This is a genomic window from Mesobacillus jeotgali, assembly GCF_900166585.1.
GTDB classification, from domain to species: Bacteria; Bacillota; Bacilli; order Bacillales; family Cytobacillaceae; genus Mesobacillus; species Mesobacillus jeotgali_A.
Map to the genome: position 1 here is coordinate 328825 of NZ_FVZC01000008.1, position 14592 is coordinate 343416.

Consider the following 14592-nt stretch of genomic DNA (forward strand, 5'->3'; position numbering starts at 1 on the left):
CTTCATTCACAAGAAAGGTGGGATGATCTGTTGACTACGAAACGAAAGAAATTAAGTTCCGGATTGAGGCATAATCTGTTTGCCTACGGATTACTGTTTCCTTCTTTTATATTTTTAACTTTATTTACGTTTTACCCGACTCTCAAGTCGTTCCAGTTAAGCTTCTACAGTGGACCGATGACCCGGTTGCAGTTTTCCGGATTGGATCAGTATAAAGAAGTTTTCGGTGATGAAATATTCAGGAAGGTCATTGTGAATAACATCATCTTCATGATTGGTACGGTACCGACGAGTTTGTTCCTGGCGATGTATCTTGCCATCTGGCTAAATAAAAAAATGGCCGGCAGCGCCTTGCTCAGGACATCGTTTTTCTACCCGACAATCGTTCCGCTAATTGCTGTAGCAAATATTTGGCTTTTCATTTATACCCCTCAATACGGGCTGCTCGATAACTTCCTGCATTTGTTTGGCGCGGGTGATACGAACTGGCTGGGGAATCCAAATACAGTAATGGTTGCAATGATTATCATGATTATATGGAAAGATGCCGGTTTCTATATGATTTTTTATTTAGCTGGTTTGCAAAATTTGCCGAGAGATGTCTATGAAGCTGCTGAGATTGAAGGAGCGAAACCGTTCCAGATGTTCCGTCACATCACCTTTCCGCTTTTAATGCCAACAACCCTGTTCGTCATGATTGTGGCGATTACGAATTCCTTCAAGAACGTGGATCACTTGTATATCATGACCAAGGGTGGACCTGATAATGCCAGCAATCTATTACTCTACCATATCTATGAAGCGGCATTTACGAATTGGGACCTTGGTAAAGCCGCGGTTCTGACCGTGATTTTAATAGTTATTATGCTTGGTATCACTGCTTTCAACTATTTGTACCTTGATCGGAAAATTCATTATTAAGGAGGGGAAGAATAAGTGAAAAAATTGAATTATGGCATCATTATTATTCTTGGGGTTATTTCGTTTATTCCGCTGATTTGGGTATTCATCACTTCTTTCTCTCCAGGAAACCAAGTGATCAATGGAGGCTTTCCGTTCTGGGTTTCGAATCCCACGATTGAAAACTATGTGAAAGCGTGGGAGACCGCACCATTTTTACGCTATTACTTCAATACGTTTGTAATCGTTTTCGGCGTGCTGATTGTCCAGTTAATTACAATCACGCTAGCAGCTTATGCTTTTGCACGCGTGAACTTTAAAGGAAAAAATGTGCTGTTCATCCTATTTTTGCTTCAGTTGATGATTCAGCCTGAAATTCTGTTGTTCCCAAACTATCAGGTTATGAGCCAGCTAGGTCTTGTTAATACGAAGCTAGCTGTCATGATGCCGTATTGGGCCTCGGCATTCGGGGTATTCCTGATGCGCCAGACCTTCAAGCAGGTACCGTATGATCTTGATGAAGCATCGAGAATAGACGGTTGTAAATGGTATCAAACTCTCTGGCATGTATACATTCCATCGGCAAAACCGACTTATATTGCATTTGCTCTTGTGTCCGTCAGTCACCATTGGAGCAATTTTATGTGGCCGTTGATTATCACAGATTCTGTCGAGTCCCGGCCGTTGACCGTCGGACTTGCTTTGTTTGCAAAGTCTTATGAAACCGGGGCACAGTGGGGAATGGTCGCCGCAGGCACGGTAATGGTCATTATGCCTTTAGTGATCGCTTTCTTCATATTCCAAAAACAATTCGTATCAAGCTTCATGCATTCAGGAATTAAATAGGTGGTGGTTAGGTGGATATTCATTTTTTAGGCACGGGAAGTGCTTATCCCGGTTCACAACGTGACAATACGTCAATTTGTTTTTCGAATGACGGTTATCATGTCCTGGTCGATGTCAGCGGCAACCCATGCAGAAAGCTGAAGATGCTCCAGGTTGATTTAGGTGAGCTTGATGCAGTTGTGTTCACCCATTTCCATATTGACCATATATATGGGCTGCCATCCTTGCTTTGGGGGATGTGGCTCGAAGACCGGAAAAAGCCTTTAAGGATTCTTTGTGATTATCGTAATGAGAAAAAGCTTCAGGAATGGCTGAACACAATGGAGGCTGAAAAGTGGCCGATTGCCTTTGCCATTGAGGTGGAAACCTTTGATGGTGATAAGGAAGGGCAGCTATTATCAGGCGGAGGGATGACTTTTTCCTGTTTCAAGGCGCTTCATTCCGTACCTACAGTAGGACTGGAGGTGCGATGCAGCGACCGTGTCACCGTTTATTCCAGCGATACAGAAATCAACGAACGAATCGGACAGTATGATCATATCGATCTGTTAATCCATGAAGCAACATCTGCCTGTAAAGTGGCGGGTAACCACAGCAGTCTTGTCGAAGTTGTAGAGAGATATGACATGGATAAGATCGGTGAAATTGTCCTGGTCCACTTATCTGACAAAGAACCGTATGAAGAAGAGGCAGCAAGGTTTGGCATCCCGAAGGTTGTCATCGGTGAAGACTTGATGACGGTACAAGTATAAGTGAATAAAAACAAGGATAGAGATGAGGAGATTCCTTGGGCATGGCGGCATCCAATTGTAAAATTGGAAAAGTCGTCATGCTCAGGGAATTTTTTATTGGATGGAGGAGACCAATGAGAAACCTGAAAGGATATATTTTTGACTTGGATGGCACCGTATATCTCGGCAAGCAATTGATTGAAGGAGCAGATTTCGTGATCAACTCCCTTCTTGATCAAGGAAAAAAAGTGCTGTTCCTGACAAACAAGACGATCGAGTCGCGCCAGCGTTATGTTGAAAAGCTGCGGAATTTCAACATCCATGCGAGCCTGGAGAACATTTTGAACCCGACGGTTACATTGATTGAATATTTGCGGGAGCATTATCCAAATGCCACGTTGTATGTGATTGGCGAGCAGCCGATTAAGGATGAGCTGACACTTGCAGGATTTAAAGAGGGGATGGCTCCAGCAGAGGTGGACGTCGTCGTGCTGTCATGGGACCGGGATTTTCACTATGACCATTTGAATTTTGCCTACCAGTCGGTAAAGCTTGGGGCAAAGATGATTGCCACCAATCCTGACAGAACCTGTCCAGTGGAAGTGGGGGATGTTCCAGATTGTGCCGGAATGATTGGGGCTGTTGAAGCAGTTTCCGGGAAAAAGATTGATGTACAGATAGGAAAGCCGTCCATCCTGACGATTGAAGCAGCATTAAAAATACTTCAGCTAAAGCCGGAAGAATGTTTAATGATCGGCGATCGCCTTGAAACAGATATAAGAATGGGGGTCGAAGCTGGAATGAAAACAGCACTTGTGCTTAGCGGGATTACAACGGAGGAGGACTTAAAGGACTCTATCTGGAAGCCGGACTATGTCTTGCCTTCAGTAAGCGGGTTGATGACGGATAAAGTGAAATGAGGCGGATAGCCTTACGAGCAAACTGGAAAAATGAAGCGGCCATTTACGGCCGCTTCCTTTTTCGTGCTATTGAATTCCTTTATCCTCTCTCATTAATTTCTTCATATCAATCTTGAGCATCCGGTCCATCGGGTAAGTGGTCGTATACCGGTATTTATCTGCTCCGGATTCAAACACAACATAGAGTTCTTTCTGCACTTCCACGATTCCCTCAGGCATTGGAATGGCTTCAATGCTTTTACGTGGTTTTGCAGTGTGGCCATCAAGGAACCAAAGAGGTACTTCTTTTCCTTCGACCGTTACATAGGAATGAGGATCTTCTTTTAACGGGTATTCATAACGATACAGCACGCTGTCGTTTGCTCTTCCATACGATGTACTTAGCGTAATGCCATTCTGTGATGCTTTCTGTACGATGGCACCCTGGACTTTCCCTGTTGTTGAAAGGACATAATCCGGTACAGCATTGTGGTCAGGCAAACCGTTCCAGTGTTCTTTGGCAATCATATCGTTGTTTCGTTCTAAATCAAATCCAATCATCCATGCGTATTGCATCTCCCCGTCCCTGTTCTCGATATGGTGAGCTGGATTGGTTGGATAGGAACTTGCCTCATAGAATTCTCCCACCCAGAGAATGCCTTCATCATAAGCTGTATAAGCAGCTTCAACCGGGATTGGAATTTGTTTGGTGAATTGGATTTCTCCGTTATTTTCTGCTTCTACCAGGTCGCTTAAATTGAAACTGAACAAGTAATTCTCGGATGCTACCCAGCCATGATCCCGGCTCACGGTAACACCGCCAGCATGACCGGTGTAAGGAGTGCCATCTGTATTGTAAAGGACAACGGATTTCACAAGTTCACCTGTCGTACGATTTGTTACAGTAATTGTGCCTGGCCGAATCCCATCATCGACGTAGCTGATCGTAAGCAGCCAGTCTTTTTTCTTATAGTAGGTCAATCCCTGAGGGACGAGACCCTGGGCCAGCCCTGCAATCACCGGGCCGTCCGAACTGATATCCCAAAGCCCCTGGTAGGCTGGATCTTTTTCATGTTCCCATCGTTCCAGCTGAGTGATAATTTGATGTCTTGGCGTTACTTGTACAGGCGCTGATTTTTCCGATACATTCCCTGATGTATCCTCCGCACTTACTTGTAATGTGTATGTTTGGTTTCCGATTAACGTATAAAGTGTAAATTCTGTCTGCGATGGGTCTATTGAGAATTCATAATTGCCATCTTTGTAAATGTGATAACGATATAGGTCAGTTTCAGTTGATTCATCCCATTTTAAAGTAGCTTCTCCGTTCCCTGAAATTGCCTGAAGGTTGCCCGGCGGCTGCGGTGCTTCTTCATCTGCTACTGGACGAGCTGGGGCTTGATTTTCTGCCAGCCAGCCTGGTGTCGGTAGCTGATTTGCTGCAAGTTTTTTCATTGTACGTGTATTGTCCTTTGGGTAGGTATAGGTGACGGTTTGCTTTAGGGAAACGTCCTGACTTGAGTAATTCGCTTTGACGACCTCCTGGCCATCAGGGCCATAAACGGTCAGTGTGTTCCCTCCGTTAACCAATCCGCTTATATCGTCAAGAACAATTGTATCCTCTTCTTTTAAATACTTACTTTTGTATGAATAGAAATAGTTATAGTCGAATGCTTCAAGCGAGATTGGACTGATTGATGCGGTTCTTGTCCAGACAACTACAGTATCCCATGGCTTCAGGATATAAGTATCCTTTATTTCTTCATTCCATTTGTGGGAGGCGAATCGATACCCTTTAAGATCGATCGGCTCAGGACTATTGTTATAAAGTTCAAAATACTCAAATGCATCATTACCTGCGTAGTTATCGGTATTGGGAATCAATTCCGTAATCAGCAGGTTGGGTATCGGAGTGTTTGCTTTAACGTTTTTGACTGGAAGCAGCCCAAGCCCAATTCCCAAAGTGAGAATAATAGCACTAACCCAGCTTATTGATTTAAATTTCAACTCTAATTCCTCCTTTTAAAATTGTTATTTATGTAAAAATCAAAAGAACCCCATGACAACAGAATGTACGATTTTCGTACATGCAATTGACACAGGGTTCTCCTCATCTCTACCCACTATTTATATTCTAGTTTAATCATACAATGGGTATGTGCTACTGGCAATAGAAAAAATAATAAATTCTGAATTATTAGAATTTACCATTGAAAAGACTCGTCAAATGATTTATGATTAGGGTAATTAAAATACACTGCGGCTTGTAGGAAGAGTAGAAGAGATCACCTATGAAGCGAACACTGGTCCCTCATTTATGATGGGGTGACTTAGCATTCGTTTCCTCGGGTGGTCTCTTTTATCATGAAGGGGGTTGGTTGGATGGCATTTATCATGGATTATACATCTGGATTCTACTGGCAGCATGAAATCTATTTCCGGATTCTGGTCAGTGCTGTATTAGGATTCTTAATCGGATGGGACCGGACATCGAAAAACAAGCCGGCGGGTCTAAAAACGTACACATATGTATCGGTTGCATGTACATTGATAACAATTGTCTCAATTGAGAGTGCGGAAATTCTTAGTCAGCATGATAGCGGGAAAGTGATGGATCCAATGCGTTTGGCAGCCCAAATTGTATCTGGTCTGGGATTCCTTGGGGCCGGTGTGATTTTAAAAGATGGATTGCGGGTAAAGGGACTGACTTCTGCAGCGATGATTTTTTATGTTGGAGGAATTGGAATTGGCATAGGTGCTGGTTTCTATGGTATTGTGATTTTCGCCACACTGGTAACCTTCATCATTACGAAGGTCGGAAACTTCTTTGAAGAGAGGGAGATTACCAGGGTGAGTTTTCCATGGTTCAAGAAAAAAAGAAAGACGGATGGAGAAAAAGAAGAGTTTGGAGCCTGAATAGAGATCAAGCTCAACTCGTAAAGTTGAGCTCATGGTGGATTACAGATCCAGATTCCACAGCTTTGGATCTCCAGAGGATATAGCAAGTGCGCCTGCACCTAAGCCATTAAGAATGTCCTCCTTATTACTGATTAGCCCACCAGCGATGATTGGCAGATTAGTCATGGTTGTCAGTCTATCAATGACAGAGGGCATCAGACCAGGAAGTACTTCAATGGCATCCGGCTTGCAGTTATGGGCGATATCAATTCCCTTGACCAGTGCATTACGGTCAATAAGAAAAAGGCGCTGAATCGTCATTAAGCCTTCTTCCTTTGCATATTTAATGAGGTTACTCTTTGTTGTGATGATCCCTGCAGGCTTCCATATTTCTGCTATGTATTTAATCGCACTCTTCGTGTTGGACAGCCCATCGATGAAATCAATATGTATGAAGGTAGTTTTACCAGCTTCCTTCAGTTTTTTCAGGTATCCATCCATGGTAATTAAATTTCCAGTAAGGATGAATACAATGTTGGCGTTTGATTGAACCGCCTTTTCCAAGTCACTTTCTTCCTTGACTGATGCAATGACTTGCGATTGGACGATGTCAATAATGTTTCGTTTCACTTACTCACCCCCTTTAAACGTCTGAATATTCTATCTTCATTATAGCACAAGTGACAGAGGTACGGTTCTTCTGTTCCATTCGGAACAGAAATAAAGAAACTTATCATACTGCTAATCTAGCATTCTGGTTACAGTGGTAATAATATCATTATGATTTGTATTATTCATTATAGTAAAATAATCATGAAGGAAGCATTTCGCAATATGATGGAAGCGGTAACAAAGGATTCTATGTTTTGTTTGATGAATTCTTAACTGAATGACATAAAATTTTCACATAATTGCATTGCTGCCAGTAGCAATCATGTTCTGTATCATGTTAGCTTGCAGGAATATGGGAGTAGAGAGTTTTGCAGAAAAGAATAGAAAGGAAGCTTGTTAAGATGACAATTCCAACATTAGAGTGGCTTTCAGATGTAAAAGTTTTTGCTGTTAATCGGGTTCCTGCCCATTCAGACCATCACTATTACCAAACGGCAGAGGAGGCTAAAAACGGTGTCCCGATGTCGATGAGACATGTACTCAATGGTGATTGGAAGTTCAATTATTCTATTAATCCGGCCCATCGGCCACAGCATTTTTACCAGAAAGACTTCGATTGTTCCATGTGGGGAGACATCACTGTTCCTGGACATATTCAACTTCAGGGCTACGGCCAGCCACAGTATGTAAATACAATGTATCCATGGGATGGCCTCGCGGATATCCGGCCGCCTGAAATCCCTGTGAACCACAATCCAGTCGGAAGTTACGTGAAAACGTTTACTACTCCGGCTAACATGCAGGACAAACCAGTTTATATTTCCTTCCAGGGTGTAGAGTCGGCATTCTATGTTTGGCTGAATGGCGAGTTTGTGGGTTATAGTGAAGATTCCTTTACTCCTGCAGATTTTGACCTGACGCCATTCCTTAACGAAGGAGAAAATAAATTAGCTGTCGAGGTATACCAGCGCAGCACCGGGAGCTGGCTAGAGGACCAGGATTTCTGGCGCTTCTCAGGAATTTTTAGGGATGTGTATCTTTACACGGTCCCTGAAGTACATGTTTTTGATGCCAACATCCGTGGAGAATTAGATGAAACCTATAAAAAAGGAACCCTAGTGGCAGACCTTAAGTTTTTAGCAGGTCAGCCAGCCCCTTCGAAAGTGACAGCTGAGCTTTATGATGCAAAAGGAAGTCTGGTTGCTTCACAGGATGGCAAGATGGGTGAAGGAACTGCGTCAATCTTTTTTGCTGTCGATCTACCGCAGCTCTGGAGTGCTGAAAACCCATATCTCTATCAATTATTTATTCACGTATACAACGAAAAGGGCAGCCTGGTAGAGGTCATTCCGCAAAAAATCGGCTTCAGGCGTTTTGAAATGATCAATAAAATCATGCATTTGAACGGAGAGCGGATTGTTTTTAAAGGTGTCAACCGCCATGAATTCAACTGCTATACAGGAAGGGTTGTTTCCCGGGAGGATATGCTCTGGGACATCAAGACGCTTAAGCAGAACAATATCAATGCGGTAAGGACATCTCATTACCCGAACCAGAGCTATTGGTATCAGTTATGTGACGAGTATGGTGTCTATGTCATCGATGAAATGAATCTTGAGACACATGGCTCATGGCAGAAAATGGGCCAGGTGGAGCCTTCATGGAACATTCCTGGCAACAAGCCGGAATGGGAAGACATTGTCATGGACAGGGCAGTTTCGATGTATGAACGGGATAAGAATCATCCATCAATCCTGATCTGGTCATGTGGCAACGAGTCATATGGCGGTGAAGTGATCTTGAATGTTTCCCGCTATTTTAAAAATGTGGATCCAGGACGGCTTGTCCATTATGAAGGGGTATTCTGGACCCCTGATTACCGTGAAACGAGTGATATGGAAAGCCGGATGTACGCGAAGCCGGCAGATATTGAAAAATACCTGGATGAAAATCCGGATAAGCCTTATATCAGCTGTGAATATATGCATGCGATGGGCAACTCGCTGGGCGGCATGCATAAATACACGGAGCTCGAGCAGAAATATCCGATGTACCAGGGCGGCTTCATCTGGGATTATATTGACCAATCGCTGATCAAAAAGGACAGGTATGGGAAAGAGTTTTTAGCTTACGGCGGCGACTTTGGCGACAGGCCGACAGATTACGGTTTCTGTACGAACGGGATTGTGTATGCGAACCGCGAGCTTTCACCGAAAATGCAGGAAGTGAAATTCCTGTATCAGAATATTAAATTGGTTCCGGACTTTGAAAGTGTCAAGATCATAAATGAGAACCTTTTTACTGATACAGCGGATTATGTACTTGAATATCGACTTCTTCATGAAGGGAAGGAAATTTACTGTGACCAGCTTGAGGTGAATGTAGGACCGCAGAGTGAGGCGGAAGTACAATTCAAATTCCCTGCTGATATTACGGCTGCTTCTGGTGAGTATGGCATTCAAACTGCTTTCAAATTGAAGGAGAGTACAACTTGGGGTTATGCAGGACATGAGGTTGCTTTTGGACAGTATGTGTTTGCGGTGGAAGCGGAGGAACAGCCAACTGTTGATGGTGAGCTGAGTGTAGTCCATGGAGATGTCAATATTGGCGTCCATGGCCGTGATTTCTCTGTGATTTTTTCCAAGCAGGTTGGAAGCCTGGTATCACTGAAGTATGCGGGCAGAGAAATGATCGCCCAGCCGCCGGCGCCATTATTCTGGAGGGCAACAACGGATAATGATCGCGGATTTGCTCAAGGCTTTGAATCGGGAGTCTGGTTTGCAGCAAGCCTGGCGCGCAAATGCGTGGGAATCAATGTTGAGGAAGAGAGCAATCAGGTCAGCATTGGCTTTACTTATAAGTTTTCAATCAGTTTAGAGGTTGAGGTAAAGGTGATTTACACAGTTTTGGGTGATGGAAGAGTGCATGTTAAGTCTGCTTACCACGGCGCGCAAAGCCTTCCACAGCTGCCGATTTTTGCTCTGTCATTCAAGACTTCAGCAGACTATGACCAGCTTGAATGGTACGCGATGGGTCCTGAAGAGAACTATTCCGACCGTTCCAGAGGAGCAAGACTTGGAATTTTCAAGAACGAGGTAACGGAAAATCTCTCAGGCTATGTCATGCCTCAGGAATCAGGAAACCGGACGGGAGTACGCAGACTGAACGTCATGGATAAAAAGGGACAAGGAATTAAGATCTCTTCCATCAACGAGCCGCTGGAGTGCAATGTTTCTCCCTATACAGCCTTTGAGTTGGAGAATGCCCAGCATGTATATGAGCTTCCGCCAGTCCACTATAGTGTAATCACAGTGGCCGGAAAGCAAATGGGAATTGGAGGAGACGACAGCTGGGGAGCGCCTGTACATGATGAATATCTCATTCCTGCTGATCAGGATATGGAATTTGAGTTTATGATTGAGAGGATATAGAGAGGGGACATAGGGACGGTCCTCGTATCTCATTCGGATTGGAATAATGGAGGAGTCTAGGTTCTAGTTAAAGAGTATTAAAGATTATATTGATAAACAACCATCCCTCACAATAAGAGGGATGGTTGTTTTGCTTTTCTTCAATTATTCTTCTGACCCATAACTAATCAAATTAGTGAAAATCCTATACCCCCCAGGCACCTGCCCCTGAATCTGTCGGTAGAATACAAGGTTTGTATAAAGGTAGGTTCCCTTGCCGTAGTTGGCCATCAGGATGCCGCCGTCGAACGCTTTTTCTCCTGGGTCAGCCATGCTGACGAAGGTCTGGTATTCTGGTCCCCAGGCCATTGGGTAGTAGAGTCCTCTTTCCTGGATCCAGTTATCCCAGTCGCTGTCTGTAATTTTGTTTGGATAATTGAACAGTGGTGACTCTGGCTGTAAGATGTTTACTTTTGCATTTTCGTCAGTTACCCGCCAGTCAATAGACGGATTTCCAATTGTTAATGGGTAGGGGGCAGTGGTGTCTTTATTCCATCCATCGTTTGGCTTGTGGTACTGAACGACCAAGTGTCCGCCATCTTCTGCGTATTTAAGAAGTCGTGCATTGTTCGCTAGCAAGTCTGCTCTTGAAAGGTAGGCACGGATGCCGACTACGATTGTGTCATACTGGATCAAATCTGCTGTGGCAAGGTCTGCTTCGGTCAGCTTTGTGATATTCATGCCGGCATTTGATAAGTAGTCTGCAACCAGATCGAAACCGCTGTCGATATAACCGACTTTCAGGTTATCGTTTGTCAGCAATTCGAATGCTACGCCGTTTACCTGCGCCGGGTACTGATAATAGAATGTACCGATATGGTCGTAACTGATTTCCTGGATTGTAGAATTGAATGTCTCGCCATTCACGGCAACCTCGGCATCAATCTTGAAGTCTCCGGATTGAATATCCTTAGGCGGTGAAAGGGTGAATGCTACTTCTTTCTCCTCAAACTGGGCGCTGAAATCAACAATTGCTGATTTCGGTTCTACGACCCAGCCTGCAGGTGCTTTCAGAGATACAGCCGCTTTAGTTGCGCCGTTAAAATAGTTCTTAACTTTTGCCGTCACGGGAATTTCGTCCTGGACTTTAGCTGTGTTGACGATGATATCCTCTGGATTCAAGGTAACTGCTGCGTCAGGCAGGACTGCGATGGTCCCTTCGAGCTGTTTTACCTGTTGGACTGCAGCTCCATCATTCTTGTAAGAGACCTTTGCCTGTAAAACAGGCTCGTTGTATGCGTGGTAGAAACCGGCATCTTCAGGTACGGCTACATCAAAATTGAGAGCTGTGGTTTCTCCTGGTGCTAATCCGGTTTCTTTGGCATCAGAGGTAACCGTCCAGCCTTTTGGAGCCATTAGTTCAACGTTCAAATGCTCCAATTCCTGTGAACCATTGTTTGTAAGTGTCACAGTAACCGCAGTATCCTGGCCTTTGGTCAGGACAGTAGATGCTGCTTCAGCTGTTACATCCAGGCTGGACGAAACGAAGCTTGCCGTTTGCAGCTGCTCCTGTTTCAGGCTTAGCTTGTGAAGCAAATCAGACTTCAGTTCATCGTCAAGGTTTGCTTTTTCCGTCTTCATGTGCAAGCGGAGGACATCTTTCAAAGCTTTCTGTGTTTGAGTGAATACTGCATCTCTGTCAGGGTATGATGCGATGATGGATTCTAGCTGGTCCTGTAATCTTGTGTACTGGACTGTTAGAGAGTTTTCGTTCTTTGGAAGAGTTTTTGCCCATGCTGCAAAATCGTATGGAATACCTGCAAATAGTTCGTTGCTGCCGTTTGTGTCAACAGCGCTGTAAAGCAATTCGAGATGAGTCTGGCGTGGTGCGACAGGAATGTCATTGCCCATTCCCTGGCTTTTGTGCATATAGCGGGAGGCTTCTCCCAATTGTGGATAGGACATCTGGTATATTGGATCATACATTCCAATTTCGATTGAAGTAGTGGCCGTGTTTTTTGATTCAGCAGGGAGGAATAGCTTTTTGATCTGCCATACAGGTAACCCTTCTTTTAATTGCTCTGGGTAGACTGATGGATTTGCAGCATCTTCAAAGGCTTTCTCGCTCAGGATTTCCATTGCACGGTGGTGTCCGTGCTGTGTCGGAGAGTTCCTGAATGAAGGCATGACAATATCCGGCTGGTATGTGCGAATGAAACGAATCAGTCGCTCGTAAGCAACATCTTCATCCCATTTTTCCAGTGTTTCATCAGGGCTTTTGGAAAAGCCGAAGTCATAGATGGCATCGTTGGTTGTTTCACTTAAATGATAAGCTGTAACACCAGTGATTTTTGCGGCTTCGATCATCTCGCGGGAACGGATGATGCCTAGGGCATTCCCAAGCTCATTGCCGATTTCATTTTGCCCGCCTTCACCGCGGTTGGCAATCATGCTGGCTGTTTTAACACCTAGTCCACGAGAAAGATACGCTAAAAAGTCGCTTCTTTCATCATCAGGATGGGCGCCGGTATTCAAGAAGGTCACCGTTGTATCGAGAGGCTTCACGGCATTCCAGAGATCAACGTCAGGATCGTGGCTTTTGGCGGCTGATCCGCTTAATGGTAGCATAGAAAAAACAAGCAATAAAGAGAGCAAACCAAGAAAGTACTTCCTCACTTTTGTAACCCCTTTCATTTTTAAGTTTTGACGAGAAATAATGAACACTCCTTCCTCTGTATGTAATTAGATGTTAGTTAATCTACCTAACTAACAGTAGGTAAAACACCTAACTCAAGATAATCATAGTTAGATAATATTGTAAATTAGTTAATTGTCAGAAAATTAAAAATGGTATTTTATATTCATTTACACGGTGGGTAATTGGAACTAACTTTTAAGTTTGATTTAATAAGGAAGCGTCAGATCAAGAATAACTTTGAAAGAAGAAAAATATAATTATTCCAGAAGTGGATTTTAAATTTTCTGAACTTTACAGTTGTAAACGGTTACAATTTGCGGTATATTTTTAGTTAATTAGTAAATCTTACTAACCAAAAAGAATTAAGGCCGTGATGTTATGAATCTAAGTGGAACACCAGTACAGCTGAAATCACTCAACAAGAAAAGGGTGCTTCAGTGCATTCAGGAAAATTCACCGATCTCCAGGGCCGAAATTGCCGCTAAAATCAATATCAGCAAACCGACTGTTTCCTTATTGGTCGATGAATTGATTCAGGAAAAGTGGATTTTTGAGAAGGGGATTGGTGAGTCGACGTCACAGGGAGGCAGAAGGCCAATCCAGCTGTACTTCAACGAAAAGGCAGCATACATAATCGGAACGGATATTGGCGGAACAAAAGTGAAGACCGTTATTTGCGATTTGAACGGGAACATTGTTGCGAGCAGCAGTTTTAATACTTGCCAATATCTTGACACAGGGCTGCTAAAACAGATTGCCAGAGAAATTGATTTTATGATGAACAAAGAAGGTATCCAAGTCGAGAAAATCCTGGGAATGGGTGCAGGAGTTCCGGGAATCACTGAGACGACAACTGGAATTGTCGTTGAGGCACCAAGCTTGAACTGGGTCAGGTACCCGTTTATTACGGAAGCGAAGCGTCATCTTCCCTTTCCGGTACATGTCGACAATGATGTGAATGTGGCGGCGCTTGGTGAGCAGTGGCTTGGGAATGCACGTGACAAGCAGAATGTCCTTTTCATAGCCGTTGGCACCGGAATCGGCAGTGGGATTATCATCAACAATCAGCTGTATCGCGGTTCAACCAGTGCAGCTGGTGAAATTGGCTATATGGTGACAGACAAGAACGATATGAGAAATGAATTCAAGCCGATTTTTCACCGTTATGGCTATCTTGAAAGCGTGGCGGGCGGAAAATCAATTGGAGACAGGCTGACAAAGTGCATCCAGAAGGAGCCTGAACATCCTTTACATCAGCAAGCTCTTACATCCGAGCTGCCGGGGGAAATAGCCTTCAAGCTGGCGAAGTCCGGTGATGAAATTGCTCTTAAAGTGATTGACGAGGCCATTGAGCACCTTGCCTATGGGATTGTGAATGCTGCTAGTCTGCTAAATCCAGAGATTGTCATTTTAGGAGGTGGTGTTTTAAAATCATCCGATTTCATCCTGCCGAAGCTGCAGGAAATTGTGAATCAATACCTTCCTAGTTCAGTCCAGCTGAAGACGTCCCAACTGGGTGACAACGCCGGAGTACTTGGTGCGGTGTCACTGTTCATGAGGGAGCATGAAAGTTTGATTAAATACCATTAATGAGGGGG

General features: G+C 44.0%; 10 protein-coding genes. 7 read left to right on the forward strand and 3 right to left on the reverse strand.

The annotated features are described in order from the left end of the window. The first annotated feature begins 30 nt into the window (after nucleotides 1–30). From B5X77_RS06885 to B5X77_RS06900, 4 genes are all read left to right on the forward strand, one after another. Nucleotides 31–921 carry a carbohydrate ABC transporter permease gene (locus B5X77_RS06885; RefSeq protein WP_373887801.1) on the forward strand — a complete coding sequence of 297 codons (891 nt, stop codon included), beginning with the start codon at nucleotides 31–33 and terminating at the stop codon, nucleotides 919–921. Nucleotides 922–936: 15 nt separating this feature from the next. Further along, nucleotides 937–1746, forward strand: coding sequence for a carbohydrate ABC transporter permease (locus tag B5X77_RS06890; protein ID WP_079506484.1), 810 nt, complete (start codon nucleotides 937–939; stop codon nucleotides 1744–1746). 11 nt (nucleotides 1747–1757) lie between these two features. Beyond that, nucleotides 1758–2498, forward strand: a complete 741-nt coding sequence (locus B5X77_RS06895; protein ID WP_079506486.1) for an MBL fold metallo-hydrolase — start codon at nucleotides 1758–1760, stop codon at nucleotides 2496–2498. A 113-nt stretch (nucleotides 2499–2611) separates the two neighbouring features. After that, a complete protein-coding gene (locus tag B5X77_RS06900; RefSeq protein WP_079507604.1) occupies nucleotides 2612–3397 on the forward strand; it encodes an HAD-IIA family hydrolase in 786 nt (261 codons plus the stop codon). Nucleotides 3398–3463: 66 nt separating this feature from the next. On the opposite strand, the gene B5X77_RS06905 is transcribed toward B5X77_RS06900, so the two are convergent. Then, on the reverse strand, nucleotides 3464–5383 hold the full coding sequence (locus B5X77_RS06905; RefSeq protein WP_079506488.1) for a lamin tail domain-containing protein: 1920 nt from the start codon (nucleotides 5381–5383) through the stop codon (nucleotides 3464–3466). A 375-nt stretch (nucleotides 5384–5758) separates the two neighbouring features. Here B5X77_RS06905 and B5X77_RS06910 point away from each other — a divergent pair, with 375 nt between their 5' ends. Beyond that, nucleotides 5759–6292 (forward strand): MgtC/SapB family protein, encoded by a 534-nt coding sequence (locus B5X77_RS06910; RefSeq protein WP_139378317.1) that lies wholly within the window; start codon nucleotides 5759–5761, stop codon nucleotides 6290–6292. Between the two features lie 42 nt (nucleotides 6293–6334). On the opposite strand, the gene B5X77_RS06915 is transcribed toward B5X77_RS06910, so the two are convergent. Continuing rightward, nucleotides 6335–6904 carry a glycerol-3-phosphate responsive antiterminator gene (locus B5X77_RS06915; RefSeq protein WP_079506490.1) on the reverse strand — a complete coding sequence of 190 codons (570 nt, stop codon included), beginning with the start codon at nucleotides 6902–6904 and terminating at the stop codon, nucleotides 6335–6337. A gap of 383 nt (nucleotides 6905–7287) precedes the next feature. Between B5X77_RS06915 and B5X77_RS06920 the strand changes: the two genes are divergently transcribed. Continuing rightward, a complete protein-coding gene (locus B5X77_RS06920; protein WP_079507608.1) occupies nucleotides 7288–10317 on the forward strand; it encodes a beta-galactosidase, LacZ type in 3030 nt (1009 codons plus the stop codon). Nucleotides 10318–10461: 144 nt separating this feature from the next. On the opposite strand, the gene B5X77_RS06925 is transcribed toward B5X77_RS06920, so the two are convergent. Continuing rightward, nucleotides 10462–12972 carry an NEW3 domain-containing protein gene (locus B5X77_RS06925; protein ID WP_079507610.1) on the reverse strand — a complete coding sequence of 837 codons (2511 nt, stop codon included), beginning with the start codon at nucleotides 12970–12972 and terminating at the stop codon, nucleotides 10462–10464. Between the two features lie 400 nt (nucleotides 12973–13372). Between B5X77_RS06925 and B5X77_RS06930 the strand changes: the two genes are divergently transcribed. After that, complete coding sequence (locus B5X77_RS06930; RefSeq protein WP_079506492.1) at nucleotides 13373–14584, forward strand: ROK family transcriptional regulator; 1212 nt, start codon at nucleotides 13373–13375, stop codon at nucleotides 14582–14584. Nucleotides 14585–14592: the final 8 nt, after the last annotated feature.

Excerpts from the sequence above, each read along its gene's own strand:
- B5X77_RS06900 (WP_079507604.1), top strand. The coding sequence starts at position 2,612 with ATGAGAAACCTGAAAGGATATATTTTTGACTTGGATGGCACCGTATAT.
- B5X77_RS06910 (WP_139378317.1), top strand. The coding sequence starts at position 5,759 with ATGGCATTTATCATGGATTATACATCTGGATTCTACTGGCAGCATGAA.
- B5X77_RS06920 (WP_079507608.1), top strand. The coding sequence starts at position 7,288 with ATGACAATTCCAACATTAGAGTGGCTTTCAGATGTAAAAGTTTTTGCT.
- B5X77_RS06930 (WP_079506492.1), top strand. The coding sequence starts at position 13,373 with ATGAATCTAAGTGGAACACCAGTACAGCTGAAATCACTCAACAAGAAA.